Annotated in this window: 19 protein-coding genes; 5 read left to right on the top strand and 14 right to left on the bottom strand. The window is 59.9% G+C overall.

Going from position 1 to position 17,429, the window contains the following annotated elements:
- Window positions 1-85 precede the first annotated feature (85 nt).
- Window positions 86-1,132 (top strand): carboxynorspermidine decarboxylase, encoded by a 1,047-nt coding sequence (locus ACEPP2_RS10690; RefSeq protein ID WP_395516652.1) that lies wholly within the window; start codon window positions 86-88, stop codon window positions 1,130-1,132.
- Window positions 1,133-1,171: 39 nt separating this feature from the next.
- Window positions 1,172-2,413 carry a saccharopine dehydrogenase family protein gene (locus ACEPP2_RS10685; RefSeq protein ID WP_395516584.1) on the top strand — a complete coding sequence of 414 codons (1,242 nt, stop codon included), beginning with the start codon at window positions 1,172-1,174 and terminating at the stop codon, window positions 2,411-2,413.
- A 93-nt stretch (window positions 2,414-2,506) separates the two neighbouring features.
- Here the strand turns inward: ACEPP2_RS10685 and ACEPP2_RS10680 are convergent, their stop codons facing one another.
- Both ACEPP2_RS10680 and ACEPP2_RS10675 read right to left on the bottom strand, forming a co-directional pair.
- Window positions 2,507-2,776: a DUF982 domain-containing protein gene (locus tag ACEPP2_RS10680; protein WP_077545848.1), complete on the bottom strand. Its 270-nt coding sequence runs from the start codon at window positions 2,774-2,776 to the stop codon at window positions 2,507-2,509.
- A gap of 123 nt (window positions 2,777-2,899) precedes the next feature.
- Entirely contained in the window at window positions 2,900-3,379 is a 480-nt protein-coding gene (locus ACEPP2_RS10675; protein ID WP_395516583.1) for a pyridoxamine 5'-phosphate oxidase family protein, read from the bottom strand.
- Window positions 3,380-3,511: 132 nt separating this feature from the next.
- On the opposite strand from ACEPP2_RS10675, the gene ACEPP2_RS10670 reads away from it, so the two are divergent.
- Entirely contained in the window at window positions 3,512-5,077 is a 1,566-nt protein-coding gene (locus tag ACEPP2_RS10670) for a putative bifunctional diguanylate cyclase/phosphodiesterase (RefSeq protein WP_142587415.1), read from the top strand.
- Between the two features lie 84 nt (window positions 5,078-5,161).
- The gene (locus ACEPP2_RS10665; RefSeq protein WP_395516582.1) at window positions 5,162-5,983 is read left to right on the top strand and encodes a bifunctional allantoicase/(S)-ureidoglycine aminohydrolase; all 822 of its coding nucleotides are present in this window, start codon (window positions 5,162-5,164) and stop codon (window positions 5,981-5,983) included.
- Between the two features lie 55 nt (window positions 5,984-6,038).
- Here ACEPP2_RS10665 and ACEPP2_RS10660 read toward each other — a convergent pair whose 3' ends face one another.
- The 9 genes from ACEPP2_RS10660 to ACEPP2_RS10620 all read right to left on the bottom strand — a co-directional run bounded on the left by ACEPP2_RS10660 (window position 6,039) and on the right by ACEPP2_RS10620 (window position 14,831).
- Window positions 6,039-7,757 (bottom strand): ABC transporter substrate-binding protein, encoded by a 1,719-nt coding sequence (locus ACEPP2_RS10660; RefSeq protein WP_395516581.1) that lies wholly within the window; start codon window positions 7,755-7,757, stop codon window positions 6,039-6,041.
- Between the two features lie 69 nt (window positions 7,758-7,826).
- The gene (locus ACEPP2_RS10655; RefSeq protein ID WP_395516580.1) at window positions 7,827-8,249 is read right to left on the bottom strand and encodes a DUF2160 domain-containing protein; all 423 of its coding nucleotides are present in this window, start codon (window positions 8,247-8,249) and stop codon (window positions 7,827-7,829) included.
- Window positions 8,249-9,064 carry a carbohydrate ABC transporter permease gene (locus ACEPP2_RS10650; protein ID WP_142587411.1) on the bottom strand — a complete coding sequence of 272 codons (816 nt, stop codon included), beginning with the start codon at window positions 9,062-9,064 and terminating at the stop codon, window positions 8,249-8,251. Before ACEPP2_RS10650 ends, ACEPP2_RS10655 begins: the two co-directional genes overlap by 1 nt.
- Before the next feature lie 10 nt (window positions 9,065-9,074).
- Window positions 9,075-9,941, bottom strand: a complete 867-nt coding sequence (locus tag ACEPP2_RS10645) for a carbohydrate ABC transporter permease (RefSeq protein WP_281976369.1) — start codon at window positions 9,939-9,941, stop codon at window positions 9,075-9,077.
- Window positions 9,942-9,943: 2 nt separating this feature from the next.
- Entirely contained in the window at window positions 9,944-11,026 is a 1,083-nt protein-coding gene (locus ACEPP2_RS10640; RefSeq protein ID WP_395516579.1) for an ABC transporter ATP-binding protein, read from the bottom strand.
- A 10-nt stretch (window positions 11,027-11,036) separates the two neighbouring features.
- Window positions 11,037-12,119 (bottom strand): ABC transporter ATP-binding protein, encoded by a 1,083-nt coding sequence (locus ACEPP2_RS10635; RefSeq protein WP_142587408.1) that lies wholly within the window; start codon window positions 12,117-12,119, stop codon window positions 11,037-11,039.
- A 42-nt stretch (window positions 12,120-12,161) separates the two neighbouring features.
- On the bottom strand, window positions 12,162-13,676 hold the full coding sequence (gene glpD / locus ACEPP2_RS10630) for a glycerol-3-phosphate dehydrogenase (RefSeq protein ID WP_395516578.1): 1,515 nt from the start codon (window positions 13,674-13,676) through the stop codon (window positions 12,162-12,164).
- An 80-nt stretch (window positions 13,677-13,756) separates the two neighbouring features.
- Entirely contained in the window at window positions 13,757-14,539 is a 783-nt protein-coding gene (locus tag ACEPP2_RS10625) for a DeoR/GlpR family DNA-binding transcription regulator (protein ID WP_395516577.1), read from the bottom strand.
- Between the two features lie 103 nt (window positions 14,540-14,642).
- A complete protein-coding gene (locus tag ACEPP2_RS10620; RefSeq protein ID WP_395516576.1) occupies window positions 14,643-14,831 on the bottom strand; it encodes a hypothetical protein in 189 nt (62 codons plus the stop codon).
- Window positions 14,832-14,959: 128 nt separating this feature from the next.
- On the opposite strand from ACEPP2_RS10620, the gene ACEPP2_RS10615 reads away from it, so the two are divergent.
- Window positions 14,960-15,382, top strand: coding sequence for a DUF4112 domain-containing protein (locus ACEPP2_RS10615; protein WP_077545895.1), 423 nt, complete (start codon window positions 14,960-14,962; stop codon window positions 15,380-15,382).
- Window positions 15,383-15,403: 21 nt separating this feature from the next.
- Here the strand turns inward: ACEPP2_RS10615 and ACEPP2_RS10610 are convergent, their stop codons facing one another.
- From ACEPP2_RS10610 to ACEPP2_RS10600, 3 genes are read right to left on the bottom strand one after another with little or no spacing between them, the layout of a single operon-like run.
- Complete coding sequence (locus ACEPP2_RS10610) at window positions 15,404-15,733, bottom strand: cupin domain-containing protein (protein WP_395516575.1); 330 nt, start codon at window positions 15,731-15,733, stop codon at window positions 15,404-15,406.
- 41 nt (window positions 15,734-15,774) lie between these two features.
- Window positions 15,775-16,623, bottom strand: a complete 849-nt coding sequence (gene kduI / locus ACEPP2_RS10605) for a 5-dehydro-4-deoxy-D-glucuronate isomerase (RefSeq protein WP_395516574.1) — start codon at window positions 16,621-16,623, stop codon at window positions 15,775-15,777.
- A gap of 29 nt (window positions 16,624-16,652) precedes the next feature.
- Window positions 16,653-17,423 carry a FadR/GntR family transcriptional regulator gene (locus ACEPP2_RS10600; protein WP_077545861.1) on the bottom strand — a complete coding sequence of 257 codons (771 nt, stop codon included), beginning with the start codon at window positions 17,421-17,423 and terminating at the stop codon, window positions 16,653-16,655.
- Window positions 17,424-17,429 lie beyond the last annotated feature (6 nt).

The following is a 17,429-nucleotide window of genomic DNA, read 5'->3' as shown; positions in this document are numbered from 1 at the left end:
CTAGCGACCAAGTTCCGAGGCAGTTGTGAACAACGGCATTCAGACTCCCCATTACCTGATCGACAAGTCCCTCCTGCTCCGGAACATGGAGCGGATCGCGCGGGTCCGTGAGACGTCGGGAGCCAGGGCGCTTCTCGCCCTCAAATGCTTCGCGACCTGGTCGGTATTCGACTTCATGCGGGAGTATATGGACGGCACGACCTCCTCCTCGCTGAATGAGGTGCGCCTCGGCCATGAGCGGTTCGGCAAGGAGACGCATGCCTATTCCGTGGCCTATGCCGACTACGAGATCGATGAAGTCGTCAGCCATGCCGACAAGATCATCTTCAACTCCATCAGCCAGCTCGAGCGGTACGCGGACAACGCCGCAGGCATCGTTCGCGGCTTGCGGCTGAACCCGCAGGTATCTTCCTCCAGCTTCGATCTCGCCGATCCCGCACGACCCTTTTCGCGTCTGGGTGAGTGGGATCTCTCGAAAGTCGAGGCGGTGATGGACCGCATTAGCGGTTTCATGATCCATAACAACTGCGAAAACAGCGACTTTTCGCTGTTTGACCGCATGCTCGGCCAGATCGAAGAGAGGTTTGCGCCCTTGCTCCGCAACGCGGAATGGGTGAGCTTGGGGGGCGGCATCCATTTTACCGGTGATGATTATCCGATCGATCAGTTTGCGGAGCGATTGAAACGCTTTGCCGGTGAATACGGAGTGCAGGTCTATTTGGAACCTGGCGAGGCCTCGATCACCAAGTCCACGACGCTCGAGGTGACCGTTCTCGATACGCTGTTCAACGGAAAGAACCTCGCGATCGTGGATTCCTCCATCGAGGCCCATATGCTCGATCTGCTCATCTACCGGGAGAGCGCCAAGGTGGCGCCCAACAGAGGCCCGCACCGCTACATGATCTGCGGCAAATCCTGTCTTGCCGGCGACATCTTCGGCGAGTTCGACTTCGAGCACGAGTTGAAGGTCGGCGACCGCATCTCGTTCCAGGATGCGGCCGGTTACACGATGGTCAAGAAGAACTGGTTTAACGGCGTGAGAATGCCGTCAATCGCCATCCGCGAACTGGATGGCAGCATCAGGACGGTCCGCGAGTTTGACTACGCGGACTACGAACAAAGCCTCTCCTGAGGCTTCTGACGATTGGACACGAAGGAGTTGGTCCCCATTATGAAAAAGAACGTCCTCATCATCGGCGCCGGCGGCGTCGCCCAGGTGGTGGCGCACAAATGCGCCCAGAACAACGATGTGCTGGGCGATATCCATATCGCCTCCCGCACGAAGTCAAAGTGCGACGCCATCATCGCCTCCGTTCATGAAAGGAAGGCGATGAAGCAGCCGGGCGTGCTGGAAGGGCATGCATTGGACGCATTGGATATCGAAGCCACCAAGGCGCTGATCAAGAGGACCAATTCCCAGATCGTCATCAATGTCGGCACCGCCTTCCTCAACATGTCGGTGCTGCGCGCCTGCATAGATACCGGTGTTGCCTATATCGACACGGCGATCCATGAAGAGCCGAACAAGATCTGCGAAACGCCGCCATGGTATGGAAACTACGAGTGGAAGCGTGCGGCTGAGTGCGAGGAGAAGGGCATCACCGCCATTCTCGGCGCCGGCTTCGATCCGGGCGTCGTCAATGCATATGCCCGCCTTGCCAAGGACGACTATCTCGACAAGGTAACCGACGTTGATATCGTCGACATCAATGCCGGCAGCCACGGCAAGTATTTCGCCACGAACTTTGACCCGGAAATCAACTTCCGCGAATTCACCGGCGTCGTCTACTCGTGGCAGAACGGCCAGTGGCAGACCAACAAGATGTTCGAGATCGGCAAGGACTACGACCTGCCGGTCGTCGGCACGCGCCGCGCCTATCTCTGCGGCCATGACGAAGTGCATTCGCTTGCCAAGAACATGGATGGCGCCGATGTGCGCTTCTGGATGGGCTTCGGCGACCACTACATCAACGTCTTTACCGTCCTCAAGAACATCGGCCTGCTTTCGGAGCAGCCAGTGAAGCTCGCGGATGGTTCGGAGGTCGTTCCGCTCAAGGTCGTCAAGGCCTGCCTTCCGGACCCTGCTTCGCTTGCTCCAGAATACGAGGGCAAGACCTGCATCGGCGACTTCGTGAAGGGCATCAAGGACGGCAAGGAACGGACGGTGTTCATCTACAATGTCGCCGACCATAAGGAAGCCTATAACGAGGTCGGTTCTCAGGGCATCTCCTATACCGCCGGCGTCCCGCCGGTTGCGGCAGCCATGCTGGTCGCCACCGGAGAATGGGACGTGAAGAAGATGGCTAATGTCGAGGAATTGCCTCCGAAGCCTTTCCTCAACATCCTCAACAACATCGGCTTGCCGACCTGGATCCGCGACGAGCAGGGCGAGCGCCCTCTCTCGTTCTCCTGATCGATTGCTTCCGTGATTACGGGGTGCCGCAACGTTCGTCGTTGCGGCATTTTCTTTTTCTGAAAACCGGTCGGGACGGCTCGCCGGTACTGTTCAGGCTGAATGCTCGTCCAGCATCCGGGCCTCGACGCACGCCTCAACGAAGCAGTCGCGGGCAGTCTGGGTTTGGCGGCTGTCGCTCAGTGCGCCCAAGCATGCCTCCTTGGCCTGCCGATAGAAGTGGCCATGGATCGCGGGCCAGCGGAAGTCGAGGTAGGCGAGGGCCTCTCGCGGGCCTCTGATGGTTTCCGGAAAACCATAGCCGATGCGGACGCGGACCGGGGAAAGCCAGCGGACGTCGCTGGTCGTGATCATCATGTTCATTGTAGTACCCTAGATAGCGGGCTGATGAACGTGACTCTGGGGAAAAGGTTGCGGCGCCTGGAAAATTATCTGCGGCAAATATCGGCCAGCAGCATCGGACGCCGCTGGCCGATATTGCGGATGCTATAGCTTCACTTTCTCGTTTTCGCCCATATCGGGGCGAGCGCTCGAGACAGCAGCGGCAGCCATCTTGATATAGCTGACGACGGTACCCGGGCTGTCCCAGAACTCAGCGAATGAGGGATTCACCTTGAGCACGCGGATGGACGGGTCATCAGGACTGTCCCACCACGCCTTGGCCGGGGTCGACCAGATCTCCCGGATCAACTCACGATCGTTGGAGACCTCTGCAGCACCGGAAACCGACACGTAGCTTTGGGCCTTGGTGTCAGCAAATGCGAGGCACACGTTGGGCCAACGGGAAATTTCCTCGTCCTTATGGCTGGCGACGTCCGTCAGAAAGTAAACGGCGCCATCCCGCCTCTTCGTGTAAGCGGACATCGGCCGAGAGCGGATATCGCGGCCATCCTGTGTGGCGAGCATGCAGAAGCTGATCTTGTCGATGAGGTCCCACACCTTCGCTGTATCGTCGTGACTGGTCATTCTTGGGTCTCCTTTTGTCAGTTCGGAAAACCCAGAAACCTGCCATCGGTTCCGGCCCTGATCGCCACACCTCACTCGTGAACTTCTCGTTCAGCAATTGCTGATACCCTCTGAAGCGGGTGGAGTTCTAGTATGAGTGAGTTTCTCAACAGCCGCGCGGGTACGCAGTTCCTTTATACCTGCCTTGCCGCCATCGTGCTGTGGGGCCTCGCGATGGTTTTCATGCGCGAGATCGTCGACTATCTCGGCACGGCCAATGGGAAGGGCGTTGCAATTGCCCTGGTCATGGCGAACGTCGCCGGCGGCGTCAGCATCGTCTACTCGCTGCTTCGTATCCTCGACATGAAGGACGAGATGCTTCGCAGACGTGATGCAGAACGTCGGGCCGACTACATTGCCACCCACGATCATCTCACCAAGCTGCCCAATCGCTACGCCTTCGATCGTTGCGAACTGGCACCAAACATGCGTTTGGATGACGCTTCGGAGCCCGCCGCCGACGCTCCGCTTGCGACCGTCTACGCCATAGACCTGGATGGCTTCAAGAAGGTCAACGACCTGATGGGGCATCAGGGCGGGGATGTCCTGCTGAAGGAAGTGGCGCGTCGCATCTGCGCATTGGCGGAGCAGGATTGCGTCTTTCGTTTCGGCGGAGACGAGTTCATCGCCATTGGTCGCCACTTCTCGGAAGCCAAGGAGAAACGTTTCGCGGAGCTGTTGATCCAGTCCATCACGAGACCGGTTCGGATCGGCAGTCTTACTGCGGAGGTGGGCGCCAGCATCGGCTATGCCCGCCTGCCGGAACATGGCGCCACGCTTGCGGAGGTCTCGCATGTCGCTGATATCGCGCTTTACGAAGCGAAGGGGCGGGGTCCCAACAATCACGTTCTCTTCGAGCCAGAGATGCAGGCCAAGGTCAGCCGCCGTGCCAAGCTTGAAGGTGAATTACGCCGGGCAATCGACAAGGGGTCAATCGGGGCCTTCTATCAGCCGCTCGTGGACCTGCGCAGCGGTGACGTATGCGGCTTCGAAGCGCTGGCCCGATGGAAGAACGAAGACGGAGAATTCGTACCACCGAACGTTTTCATCCCCCTGGCCGAAGAGGCAGGGCTCATCACGCCTCTATTCCAGCAGCTTCTGCGCCAGGCGTGCGAGGCGGCCAGGTCATGGCCCGAGGGGATGGGACTTTCGTTCAACCTTTCACCGGTGCAGATGGAAGACCGCATGCTGCCGACCCGTGTCATCGGCATCCTGGACGAAGTCGGCTTTCCGCCCGAACGGCTGGAACTGGAGATCACGGAAAATGCTCTGGTCTCTGACCCGGATCTGGCCGCTCACATCATGGACAGCCTGAGCGGCAGGGGCGTTCAGATTGCTCTGGACGACTTCGGCACCGGCTACTCCAATTTTTCCCAACTGGCGCGCTTCCGATTTGACAAGATCAAGATCGACAAGAGCTTCGTCGCCGCCTGTGGCACCGACGAGCGGCAGGAGAAGGTTATCCAGGCGATGCTGGGCCTCAGCCGCAGCCTTCATGCCAAGACGACCGTGGAAGGTATTGAGGACCACCGGCAACTGGCTCATTTCGTAAGTCAGGGTTGTGATCTCGGGCAAGGCTACCTGCTTGGCAGGCCTATGCCGGCGGAAGATGTTCTGACCTATCTGTCCGACCGACGTCAGGTGCTGGCAACCGGTTAGCGAACGGCATCCCGCGGGTGGGATTGCATGATTTCGGTCCGCCGCTTAAGCAGGTTGCCGATGTCAGAGCGAAACGGATCGGCAATGAACGACAGCACCTACCATTCACGGCTCGGCGGTCTTCCCGGGCAGACCGAACTCCTCTCCAGCAAGGCCATCTTCACGACCGCATATGCCGTCATCCCGCGGTCGGTCATGACCGACATCGTCACCAGCATCCTGCCCCACTGGAACAATACCCGCGCCTGGATCATCGCGCGGCCAATGACCGGCTTTGCAGAGACCTTTGCCCAATACGTGATGGAGGTCGAAGCGGGAGGCGGTAGCCTGCGTCCCGAGCCCGACAGCCGGGCTCAAGCCGCACTTTTCGTCACTGAAGGCGAAATGACTGTCGAACTGGATGGCGGGGCCCACCAGCTTCGCACTGGCTCATTTGCCTATCTGCCGGCAGGCAGTTCCTGGAGCGTGCGGAACCATTCCGGATCGGCAGTCCGGTTCCATTGGATCCGTAAGGTATTTCAGGCGGTGGACGGTCTTGCACCCCCGCCGGCCATATTCACGCATGAGGGCGAGCAGCAGATGGTCGCCATGCCAGACACCGAGGGTAAATGGGCGACAACCCGGTTCATCGATCCTGCCGACGTCCGCTACGACATGCACGTTAATATTGTCACGTTCGAACCTGGCGGCACGATCCCCTTCATGGAGACCCATGTGATGGAGCATGGGCTCTATGTTCTCGAGGGGAAGGCCGTGTACCGGCTCAACGCGGACTGGGTGGAGGTCGAGGCTGGTGACTTCATGTGGCTGCGAGCCTTCTGCCCACAGGCCTGCTATGCGGGCGGGCCTGGCCGCTTCCGTTATCTTCTCTACAAGGATGTAAACCGTCACGTACCGCTCTGGTAGCAGCGGTCGGCGAGGCTGATCGGGGGCCGGGTTGGCCGGCCCCCGAATTCACGCGTTACTGCCAGCTCTTGACCAGCTCATCGTAGTTGACGGTAATTGGCTTTTCCTTCTCGTTCTCGATCTTCAACTGAGGAGCGAGATTGCCGGCCTTCACCGCTTCGGCGTTCCAGTATTCGAGATCGTGCTCTTCAGCGAGCTTCGGCCCGATGTCGCCCTGAACGCCTGCACGCTCAAGACGCTCCATGACCTTCTCCTGCTCGGCGCAAAGTGAGTCCATGGCTTCCTGAGGAGTTTTTGCACCGGAGGAAGCATCTCCGATCGCCTGCCACCAGAGCTGGGCGAGCTTCGGGTAATCCGGAACGTTTGTCCCGGTCGGCGACCACTGCACGCGGGCCGGCGAACGGTAGAATTCGATCAGGCCGCCGAGCTTGGGCGCACGCTCGGTGAAGCTCTCATGCTGGATGGTGCTTTCGCGAATGAGCGTCAGCCCGACGTGACTTTTCTTCACATCGACAGTCTTGGACGTGACGAACTGAGCATAAAGCCAGGCCGCCTTCGCCCGATCGTCCGGTGTCGACTTCAGCAACGTCCAGGAACCGACGTCCTGATAGCCCAGCTTCATGCCTTCCTTCCAATAGACGCCGTGGGGCGAGGGGGCAAAGCGCCACTTCGGCGTGCCGTCTTCGTTGACCACCGGCAAACCGTCCTTGACCATGTCGGCGGTGAACGCCGTGTACATGAACATCTGCTGGGCGATCTCGCCTTGGGCGGGTACCGGGCCGGATTCGGAGAATGTCATGCCCTGTGCGGCAGCCGGTGCATAGGCCTTCATCCAGTCGAGATACTTCTGGATGGAGTAGACGGCTGCCGGCCCGTTGGTATCACCACCGCGGGCAACGCAGGAGCCGACAGGACGCGAGTTCTCGTCGACCTTGATGCCCCATTCGTCGACCGGAAGACCGTTCGGCAGACCCTTGTCGCCGTTACCGGCCATGGAGAGCCAGGCGTCGGTGAAGCGCCAGCCAAGCGACGGGTCCTTCTTGCCGTAGTCCATGTGCCCATAGACCTTCTTCCCGTCGATCTCGCGACCGGTAAAGAACTCGGCGATGTCCTCATAGGCCGACCAGTTGACCGGAACGCCGAGATCGTAGCCGTACTTCTCCTTGAAGTCCGCCTTGTTCTTCTCATCGTTGAACCAGTCATAGCGGAACCAGTAGAGGTTCGCGAACTGCTGGTCGGGTAGTTGGTAAAGGTCGCCATCCGGCGCCGTGGTGAATTTCAGGCCGATGAAGTCATCCAGATCCAGCATGGGATTGGTGACGTCCTTGCCTTCGTTCGCCATCCAGTCGGTCAACGAGCGTGCCTGCTGATACCGCCAGTGGGTGCCGATCAGATCGGAGTCGTTGACATAGGCGTCATAGACGTTCTCGCCGGACTGCATCTGTGTCTGCAGCTTTTCGACAACATCGCCTTCGCCGATCAGGTCATGGGTGATCTTGATGCCGGTGATCGCCGTGAAGGCTGGGGCCAGCACCTTGGACTCGTATTCATGGGTCGTGATGGTTTCGGAGACAACCTTGATGTCCATTCCCGCGAACGGTTGAGCCGCGTCGATGAACCACTGCATCTCCTTTTCCTGATCCTCGCGGGAAAGGGACGACATATCGCCGATTTCCGCGTCCAGGAACTGTTTGGCTTCCTCCATGCCTGCAAATGCAGACCCTGTCATTGCCAGCAGCACCGCTGCCGTTGTTGTCATCAGATGCCTTCGCATATCATCCTCCCAAGGTTGCGATTGCACTTACTCATGCGGAGGCAGGCGACCGCCTCCGTATTGCTTGCGTCAGACGGTTCTGAACACGACCATCGCGTAGAGAACGCTGACGACAAGAGCCCACCAGAGGCTGAGGTCGGACAGACCCAGCCACGCGAGGTGAATGAAGGCAGAGCCGAGCAGCGAGATGAACAGCCGGTCGCCCCGGGTCGTCTCGAAACGCAGGATGCCAATTCGTGGATGTCCTCCGGGCCGCGCATATTCCCAGACCGCCATGCAGGCCAGCAACGCGAAGATCGTCAGGAAGAACATCGCCGTCGGGAAAGACCAGGCCATCCAGCCGCCCGGGATGAGCGGTGCGGTCCAGTCGCGCGCGCCGTCCTTCACCGGAAGCGACATGGCCAGCGACATGGCGACCACCGCATAGACGACCAGAACGGCAGCGAATGCAACGGGCCAGCGGCGGCTTGAGTGATCGTGAGCTTTCGACATCAAACTCTCCCCAGGGCGAAGCCCTTGGCGATGTAGTTGCGAACGAAGTAGATGACCAAGGCGCCGGGGATGATCGTGAGCACGCCGGCAGCGGCGAGAACGCCCCAATCAAGCCCTGAGGCCGAAACAGTGCGGGTCATCGTCGCCGCGATAGGCTTCGCGTCCGTCGTCGTCAGCGTCCGGGCGATCAGCAGTTCGACCCACGAGAACATGAAGCAGAAGAATGCGGCGACACCGATGCCGCTTGCGATGAGCGGCATGAAGATCTTCACGAAGAAGCGGGGGAAGGAGTAACCGTCGATATAGGCGGTCTCGTCGATCTCCTTGGGAACGCCCGACATGAAGCCTTCGAGGATCCAGACTGCCAGCGGCACGTTGAACAGGCAGTGGGCGATTGCGACGGCGATATGGGTGTCGATCAAGCCGAACGCGGAATAGAGCTGGAAGAACGGCAGCGCGAAGACCGCCGGCGGGGCCATCCGGTTCGTCAGGAGCCAGAAGAACAGGTGCTTGTCGCCAAGGAACCGGTATCGCGAGAAGGCATAGGCCGCAGGAAGTGCGACGGTGACCGAGATGATCGTGTTCAGGACCACATAGATGATCGAATTGATGTAGCCGTTGTACCAGGAGGGGTCGGTGAAGATCACCGAGTAGTTCCGGAGTGTCGGGTCCTGTGGCCAAAGGGAGAAGGGGCCGAGGATCTCGGCATTCGTCTTGAAGCTCATGTTGACGAGCCAGTAGATCGGCAGGATGAGAAAGACGATATAGACGGTCGGGACGATCCAGGACCAGCGCGGCGTGATGTTCGAACTCATCGCAAACCTCCTATCGCTGCGTGTCGTGACTGGTCATGACGGTATAGAAGACCCATGACAGCAGCAGGATGATCAGGAAGTAGATGATCGACATGGCGGCTGCCGGTCCGAGGTCGAACTGACCCACCGCCATCTTCACCAGGTCGATCGACAGGAACGTCGTCGAGTTGCCGGGTCCGCCGCCCGTTACCACGAAGGGTTCGGTGTAGATCATGAACGAGTCCATGAAGCGCAGGAGGACGGCGATCAGCAGCACCCGCTTCATTTTCGGAAGCTGGATGTAGCGGAAGACGGACCAGCGGGAGGCGCCGTCGATCTGGGCTGCCTGATAATAGGCGTCCGGAATGGATACCAAGCCTGCGTAGCATAGGAGAACGACGAGGCTCGTCCAGTGCCAGACGTCCATGATGATGACGGTCGCCCAGGCGTCCACCGGATCTTGTGTGTAATTGTAGTCCACACCGAGGACACGGAGGTAGTGGCCCAGGAACCCGATATCGACACGGCCGAAGACCTGCCAGATGGTGCCGACAACGTTCCAAGGAATGAGCAATGGCAAGGCCATCAGGACGAGGCAGACCGGCACGCCGATCCCTTGCTTCGGCATATTCAGCGCGATGAATATCCCTAGTGGTATCTCGATGGCGAGGATCGTCAGCGAGAAGATGAGGTTGCGTAGCAGCGCATCCCAGAAACGGTCCGATTCCAGGATGTCAACGAACCAGTCTGTGCCGGCCCAGAAGAAGGCATTGTTGCCGAACGTGTCCTGGACGGAGTAGTTCACCACGGTCATCAGCGGCACGACTGCAGAGAAGGCTACGAGCAGCAGGACCGGGAGGACCAGGAACCACGCCTTATTGTTCCATGTCTTTTCCATGCTCAGCCTCCAAGCTCGACGCGCCAGGAATCGGCATAGATGCCGATTGCAGCTTGATCGAAGTGAACCCTTGGCTCGGACGGGATCTCCTCATCCTCCGGCACCACCACGGCAATCGGCTGTCCGCAGAAGCTGGCCCGCACGATCTTCTGCCGGCCGATATCCTCGACCTTGGCGATTGTGATCGGCATGCCGTCGCGGGAGATACGGATGAACTCCGGCCGGATGCCCAGCTCGAGCCTCTGCGGCGTCTGCACCGTGGGCGTGCCTGAGAGCGGGATGGTCTGGTCGCCGATGACGGCATTGGCACCTTCGATCGAGACCGGCATGACATTCATGCCGGGCGAGCCGATGAAATAGCCGACGAAGGTGTGGCTCGGACGCTCGAAGAGTTCTGCTGGCGTGCCGATCTGGACGATCTGACCGTCATGCATGACCACCACCTTGTCAGCAAAGGTCAGCGCCTCGGTCTGATCATGGGTCACATAGACCATGGTGAAGCCTGATTGACGATGCAATCGCTTCAATTGCGATCGAAGCACCCACTTCATGTGAGGGTCGATCACGGTGAGAGGCTCGTCGAAGAGGATCGCATTGACGTCGGAGCGAACGAGGCCTCGACCGAGCGAGATCTTCTGCTTCTGGTCTGCCGTCAGCCGCCGAGCGGGGCGCGTCGCCATGCCGGCGAGGTCCGTCATCTCCAGAATGTGTTCAACCCGCTTCCTGACTTCAGCCTCCGGTACACGCCGGTTTCGCAGCGGGAATGCGAGATTGTCGTAGACGGTCATCGTGTCGTAGATCACCGGGAACTGGAAGACCTGAGCGATATTGCGCTGCTGCGTGGAGAGATGGGTTACATCCGCTCCGTCGAACAGTATCTTCCCTTCGGTCGGATGAATCAGGCCTGATATGATGTTGAGAAGCGTGGTCTTGCCGCATCCCGACGGCCCGAGCAGCGCGTAGGCACCGCCGTCGTCCCACTCGTGATGGACTTCCTTGAGCGCATAGTCACCCGCGGCCTTGGCCTTGGCCTTGGCCTTGGCGCCGTACGCGTGGCGGATATGGTCGAGATTGATGCGTGCCATGTCCGCTCCCTCACATCTCTTCGTGTGCCGCACCCGCCCAGGAGCGACCGCTCCTGGGGTCGAATGCCATCAGGTGACGGGTGTCCAGGAAGAAATCGATCGACTGGTCGGGGTCGATGTCATGAATGCCGTGCGTCAGCAGCACCCATCGTGCTCCGGAAAACTCCAGATGGATGAAGCTCTCGGAGCCCGCGATCTCCGAAACCTGCGTGCGCGCCGTCAAGGGAACACTGGATGGCCGCGGCTTCAGTGAAAGGTGATGCGGGTGAAAGGCAACAGTTACCGGTCCGTCGGGGATGCCGGTCAGGTGCATCGGGACCGGGAGGATTTTCTGCTCACCGAGGAGGAAATCGTCACCGTAGCGGGCGACGTCGATGGTGTTCAGAGGTGGATCTGCGAAGGTTTTTGCCGAAACCAGGTCGGCCGGCTCCCGATACACCTTTATCGTCTCGCCGAATTGCGTCACCCGGCCCTCGGCAAGTGTCGCCGTATTACCGCCGAGCAGAAGCGCTTCGGAAGGCTCTGTCGTGGCGTAGACGAAGATTGCGCCGGACTCCGCGAAGATCTTAGGTAGTTCCTCGCGCAACTCCTCCCGCAGCTTGTAGTCCAGATTTGCCAAGGGCTCATCAAGCAGCACGAGGCTGGCATTCTTTACGAGCGCCCGCGCCAGAGCTGTGCGTTGCTGTTGCCCGCCGGACAGGTTGAGCGGAGTCCTCTTGAGATAGGGTGTGAGCTTCAGAAGTTCGGCCGCGCGGTGCACTTCGCGATCAATGGTTTTGCGGTCCTTGCCGGCAATGCGCATGGGCGAGGCGATGTTCTCGTAGACGGTCATGGCCGGGTAGTTGATGAACTGCTGGTAGACCATCGCGACGTTGCGGTCCTGCACCCGAACGCCGGTGACGTCGACACCGTCGAAATGGATCGTGCCGCTGGTGGGGATGTCCAGTCCAGCCATCAGTCGCATGAGCGACGTCTTGCCCGAGAGCGTCGGTCCAAGCAGGACGTTCAGCGTGCCCCGTTCAAGGCTGAGGCTGGTCGGATGAATATGATACTCATCCGCCACCACTTTCTCGACATTTCGAAGTTCCAGCATTCGGCTCCCGGGCCTCCTCCACCACGGGGAACCACATGCGTGCTAGCCGACGGACCTCGCCGGCACAGCCGCCATGTATTCCTCCAAGAGATTCGTTTCTTCCTGAGACAGGCGCAGCCCCTGCTTGGTCCTGCGCCACAAGATGTCTTCCGCGCGATAGGCCCATTCCCGCATCATCAGCCAGTCCACCTCGCGGGCATAGAGGTCGCTGCCGAAATGGCGACCAAGGTCCCGTTCGCTCCTTGCATCTCCCAGTAGCGAGGCTGCCGCCGTGCCGTAGGCTCGAACGAGGCGTCGCGTGTGTGCGTCTGTCAGGAACGGATAGACCGCCGACAGTGCCCGAACCTGCTCCTCGTACCCTAGCACAGGGAAGTCTCCGCCGGGCAGGCGACTTTTCGCGGTCCACGGAGATCCCTTGGTACCGATCTTCTCGCCGATCTTCTCAAGCGCATGTTCGGCGAGCCGTCGATAGGTGGTCAGCTTTCCGCCGAACACGTTCAAGAGGGGCGCGCCGTTCGCCTCGTTGACTTTCAGCACGTAGTCTCGTGTCGCCTCCTGCGCCTTGGAGGCACCGTCGTCATAGAGCGAGCGCACGGCGGAATAGCTCCAGACGATATCCTGGGCCGTCACCGGTTCCGAAAAATACTCGCTTGCGGCCGAGCAGAGGTAGTCGATCTCGCCCTGGCTGATCTTCACGTCCTTCGGGTCGCCTTCGAAGTCGCGATCGGTGGTTCCGATCAGCGTAAAGTCCTGTTCATAGGGAATGGCGAAGATAATGCGGTTGTCGGGGTTCTGGAAGAAGTAGGCACGGGGTCCTTCGAACTTCTTCTTCACGACGATGTGGCTGCCCTGTACCAGCCGCACGTTTCGACGCGCATTCGCGTCCACTGCGCCGGAAAGCACGTGATCCACCCACGGACCGGCGGCATTGACCAGCATGCGCGCGGAAATCTCGCGCCTCGTCCCGCTCGCGTGGTCTTCGACTTCGATGCTCCAGAAGCCGTCTCTTCGCCGCGCTGACACCACCTTCGTCCGCGCGAGAATCAAGGCACCTTTGTCAGCCGCGTCGCGTGCGTTGAGAACGACCAGCCTTGCGTCATCCACCCAGCCGTCGGAATATTCGAACGCCTTCGTGAACAGCGGCTTCAGGGGGGGCCCAGCCGGATCCCGTCGCATGTCCAGGCTTCTGGTGGGCGGCAGCAGCTTTCTGCCACCCAGATGATCATAGAGGAAAAGGCCGAGGCGGATCAGCCAGGCGGGACGCACGCCGCCCTTCTGGAAGGGCAGGACGAACCGCAGCGGCCAGATGATATGGGGCGCCATCGCCCACAGGACCTCGCGCTCCATCAGTGCTTCTCGCACCAGGCGAAACTCGTAATACTCGAGGTAACGCAGGCCGCCGTGGATCAGCTTCGTGGAGCCGGAGGACGTGCCGGCACCAAAATCGTTCATTTCGGCAAGGGCAACTTTATATCCGCGGCCGATGGCGTCGCGCGCAATCCCGCATCCATTGATGCCGCCGCCAATGACGAATATGTCGAATTCCGGCCCGTTCACGCTCGCCCCACGATTTCGGAAGTCGCATCAGGCGACAATAACGAAAGTCAGATACAGTTCATACGAGCTCAAAACGAATGTCAAACGAAAGTTTTCGGAATGCTGTCCGTTTCAACCAGCGCGACGCCACTTTCGGCGCAGATCCTTCGAAGCGACGGTACGGGGCAGTGATCCGTTATGAAGGTGTGGACTTGCGTGATCTGCGCGATCCGGACGGGCGCAGTTCGCTCAAACTTGGTCGAATCGGAAACGAGAATGACATGCCTGGCATTGGCGATGATCGCCTGAGCAACCTTCACCTCACGGAAGTCGAAGTCGAGAAGCGCGCCGTCTGCGTCGATGGCTGACGCACCGATCACCGCAAAGTCCACTTTGAACTGGCGGATGAAGTCCACCGCCGCTTCCCCGACGATGCCGCCGTCGGAAGCACGGACCACGCCTCCCGCGATGATCACCTCTATCGAGGGGAGCAGGCGTAATCGGTTGGCGACATTGATGTTATTGGTGATGACCATCATTTCCTGATGCTTGGTCAACGCCTCGCCCACAGCTTCCGTCGTCGTGCCAATGTTGATGAACAGTGAGGCGTTGTTGGGGATAAGTGCGGCGGCCGCCAGTCCGATCGCCTGCTTTTCCTGGGCTGCGATCTGCCGTCGCGCCTCGTACTGCATATTTTCGGTGCTGCTGGGAAAGGTCGCTCCGCCGTGGATGCGATTGAGCAGTTGGCGGTCGCAAAGGTCATTCAGATCCTTGCGGATGGTTTGGGGCGAGACGGTAAAGCGATTGGACAGCTCGTCCACCAGGACTCGCCCATGCAGTCTGGCCAGTTGGATGATTTCCTCCTGCCGGGGGGTCAGAAACATGCGCCGTCTTTCGTGTCGCTTTCGATTGAAACGACGGCATCATGGACGAGGTAGAAAACGAAAGCCAGCCCTTGTTCCCGCGGAGCTGGCTCTCATGGTTTCGTCAGTCGTGTTGCTTGTCACCCGCGCTTCGGCCGTCGGAGCTGCGCGCACGTTCTTCGAAGCGGTCAGCGCCCTTGGCGAGATCGCTGCCTTTCTCGGCTTCGACGTGCCGCTCTTCTGCCTTGCTGCTGTCCTTCAAACCGCGGGCGGATTCCTTGCCCTGTTCGGTCGGTGCCTCTTCGATGCCCATTGTCTCCTCCATCATTGTGCAAGAACAACTCGTCGCCGTGGCTGTGGTTCCGGTTTGCAAGGAACTCTGGAGCCAGTTTCCTCATTCTGTCCTGGCGACGAGGTGGTGCATCAAGAGATTGGCAGATGATGTCTGGGAACGATGAAGGATGGGGTGTCGGCAGCCGGTCTCACGAGGAGCGTATCCAGTTGCTTCGGCGACTGCGTCGGCTGAACAATCTCGCTCGGCTTCTCGATACAGCGGTGCGCGTGCCCGGAACCGGCATCCGCTTCGGGGCCGATTCACTTCTGGGATTGCTTCCGGTGATCGGCGATGCGAGCGGCGCGATCATCGGACTGGCGATCGTCAACGAAGGCCGGAGGCTCGGAGTGCCATCAGACAAGCTGGCGCGAATGCTGACCAATATTGCTGTCGATGCGGCTGTCGGAAGCGTCCCGCTGCTGGGCGACGCATTCGATGTCTACTTCAAGGCTCACAAGCGCAATATCGGCATTATCCTCGATCATTTCGATGTGGAGGCGGCGGAGTTGGCAGAGCCAAGACGCCGCTGATCGGCCCTGTCGCTGGGCTTGTCACGCGAGGAAATCGGCCCGGTGCGGTGTGAACGAGTCAACGAGGCGACCAGCTTCGAGCGCAACCACTCCATGCACGACATTCGATGGAACGATGAAGCTGTCGCCTGCCGACAGGACATCAGTCCTGTCCCCGACGGTAACCTCGAAGCGGCCTTGGGCGACATAGCTCGCCTGCACATGCGGGTGGGAGTGGGGTGCGCCGACCCCGCCGTCTTCGAAAGCAAACTCCACCATCATCAACTCATCGGTGTGCAACAGGATGCGGCGGCGATTGCCGCCGCCCAGGTCTGTCCAGTCACCTTCATCCTTGCGCGCGAAGATCTTCATATCGGTCTGCCTTGTCTGATCGGTCTGATGCCCGGGATCTGCTATCGGAGCATGTCCATGGGCACGGCGTCAACGTCGGTATAGTCGACATTGTCTCCGGCCATTGCCCAGATGAATGTATAGCTGGACGTTCCGCAGCCCGAGTGAATGGACCACGGCGGAGACACCACCGCCTCCTCGTTTGCCATCACGATGTGGCGTGTCTCGGTCGGCTCGCCCATGAAGTGGAAGACCCGTGCCGTCTCCGGCAGGTCGAAATAGAGATAGGCTTCCATGCGCCGGTCATGAACGTGACAGGGCATGGTGTTCCACACGGAGCCGGGAGCAAGTTGCGTCATCCCGACGACAAGTTGACAGGTTCTTGCACCTTCTGGGTGGATGAACTGGAAGATCGAGCGCTCGTTCGAGGTCTCTCTGCTGCCGAGGTCGATACGCTTTGCATCGCCGATCTGGATCAACTGCGTGGGGTGCTTCTGGTGAGCCGGGGCACTGAGAAGGTAGAACTTCGCAGGCGTGGAGGCGTCGTCCGATGCGAACGCCACGCTGCTTCCCATCCCGACATAAAGCATGTCGCGGGTTCCAAGGGCATGACGCTCGCCATCGACCTCGATCGATCCCTTGCCACCGATATTGACGACGATCAGTTCGCGGCGATCGAGGAAGCCGGGGGTTCCCGTCGGCTTGATTGTTTCCAGCGCGAGCGCGGCGTTTGTCGGCGTTGCGCCGCCGATCACCATCCGGTCGTAGTGCGTGTAGGTGAGGTTCACCCGACCGGAGACAAAGAGATTGCCGATGTGGAAGTTGTCGCGAAGTGCGCTGCTGCCCATCTGCGCCCCCGTTGCCGGGTCAAAGGCCTGGCGGATGGAATAGTCTGTATGGTTTGCAGTCATGGCGTCCTCGCTGTGATGGTCATTGTGGTTCAGGGCGTCGCGGCGGAACCGAAACGATAGTCCGCCTGCTGACCCGCCAGCCGATCTCGATAGCGTCGCTGGCTTTCTGTCAGGTGCGCTCGCATTGCAGCACGCGCCGCCTCGGCATCTCCGGCAGAGATAGCCTTCAGAATGGCAAGGTGCTCCCGCTGGAGCATGACCTGGTACTCCCTCGTCAGGAGGCTGTCGGTGCCCCAGGGAGATGTGATGTCGCAGGGAATAGCCCGCATGCCCAGGGCATCCAACACTTCAACGTAGAATGGATTGTTGGTGGCTGCAGCGATGGCGCGATGAAACATGAAATCACTGCGCCCGGTGGCCTCGCCCATGGCAAGCAGCCGGTCGAACTCGAAGAAGGCCTCCTGAATGGCAGCCTCCTGGGCAGCATTCCGGCGCTGTGCCGCAAGACCCGCGCTTTCGATCTCGAGCCCCATGCGGACCTCGATAACATTGAGGGCATGCGAGATCTTCATCCCGATGTCCTGCGTGATCGACGAGAAGGCCATGGCAGGCCGTTCGCAGACAAAGATACCCGCGCCCTGGCGAGACTCGACCAGCCCATCGGCTGCTAGATTCGCAACCGCTTCCCGGATGACAGTGCGGCTGACGCCGAAGGCCTCCGTGAGCTGGCTCTCCGTCGGAAGCTTCTGTCCCACGCCGATATCGCCCGCCAGTATCTGGGAACGCAGGGACGCGGCGACGTGGGCCGAGAGTTTCGGCTTGCGTTCAACCTTGGTTGCGACGGTCAGATCTGCAGGCATATCCGC

Origin of the sequence: Pseudorhizobium flavum, assembly GCF_044142885.1 — a bacterium.
GTDB lineage: Bacteria > Pseudomonadota > Alphaproteobacteria > Rhizobiales > Rhizobiaceae > Neorhizobium > Neorhizobium flavum.
Note: the sequence above shows the minus strand (reverse complement) of the source record. Positions and strands in the feature narration are given on the sequence as shown.

Bases quoted from the DNA above. Each gene is read 5' to 3' on its own strand.
- ACEPP2_RS10645 (WP_281976369.1), bottom strand. From the start codon at position 9,941: ATGGAAAAGACATGGAACAATAAGGCGTGGTTCCTGGTCCTCCCGGTC.
- ACEPP2_RS10660 (WP_395516581.1), bottom strand. From the start codon at position 7,757: ATGCGAAGGCATCTGATGACAACAACGGCAGCGGTGCTGCTGGCAATG.
- ACEPP2_RS10615 (WP_077545895.1), top strand. From the start codon at position 14,960: ATGTCTGGGAACGATGAAGGATGGGGTGTCGGCAGCCGGTCTCACGAG.
- ACEPP2_RS10665 (WP_395516582.1), top strand. From the start codon at position 5,162: ATGAACGACAGCACCTACCATTCACGGCTCGGCGGTCTTCCCGGGCAG.
- ACEPP2_RS10640 (WP_395516579.1), bottom strand. From the start codon at position 11,026: ATGGCACGCATCAATCTCGACCATATCCGCCACGCGTACGGCGCCAAG.
- ACEPP2_RS10625 (WP_395516577.1), bottom strand. From the start codon at position 14,539: ATGTTTCTGACCCCCCGGCAGGAGGAAATCATCCAACTGGCCAGACTG.
- ACEPP2_RS10610 (WP_395516575.1), bottom strand. From the start codon at position 15,733: ATGAAGATCTTCGCGCGCAAGGATGAAGGTGACTGGACAGACCTGGGC.
- ACEPP2_RS10680 (WP_077545848.1), bottom strand. From the start codon at position 2,776: ATGAACATGATGATCACGACCAGCGACGTCCGCTGGCTTTCCCCGGTC.
- ACEPP2_RS10600 (WP_077545861.1), bottom strand. From the start codon at position 17,423: ATGCCTGCAGATCTGACCGTCGCAACCAAGGTTGAACGCAAGCCGAAA.
- ACEPP2_RS10620 (WP_395516576.1), bottom strand. From the start codon at position 14,831: ATGGGCATCGAAGAGGCACCGACCGAACAGGGCAAGGAATCCGCCCGC.
- ACEPP2_RS10675 (WP_395516583.1), bottom strand. From the start codon at position 3,379: ATGACCAGTCACGACGATACAGCGAAGGTGTGGGACCTCATCGACAAG.
- ACEPP2_RS10655 (WP_395516580.1), bottom strand. From the start codon at position 8,249: ATGTCGAAAGCTCACGATCACTCAAGCCGCCGCTGGCCCGTTGCATTC.
- ACEPP2_RS10685 (WP_395516584.1), top strand. From the start codon at position 1,172: ATGAAAAAGAACGTCCTCATCATCGGCGCCGGCGGCGTCGCCCAGGTG.
- ACEPP2_RS10670 (WP_142587415.1), top strand. From the start codon at position 3,512: ATGAGTGAGTTTCTCAACAGCCGCGCGGGTACGCAGTTCCTTTATACC.
- ACEPP2_RS10635 (WP_142587408.1), bottom strand. From the start codon at position 12,119: ATGCTGGAACTTCGAAATGTCGAGAAAGTGGTGGCGGATGAGTATCAT.
- ACEPP2_RS10650 (WP_142587411.1), bottom strand. From the start codon at position 9,064: ATGAGTTCGAACATCACGCCGCGCTGGTCCTGGATCGTCCCGACCGTC.
- ACEPP2_RS10690 (WP_395516652.1), top strand. From the start codon at position 86: ATGGAGCGGATCGCGCGGGTCCGTGAGACGTCGGGAGCCAGGGCGCTT.
- kduI (WP_395516574.1), bottom strand. From the start codon at position 16,623: ATGACTGCAAACCATACAGACTATTCCATCCGCCAGGCCTTTGACCCG.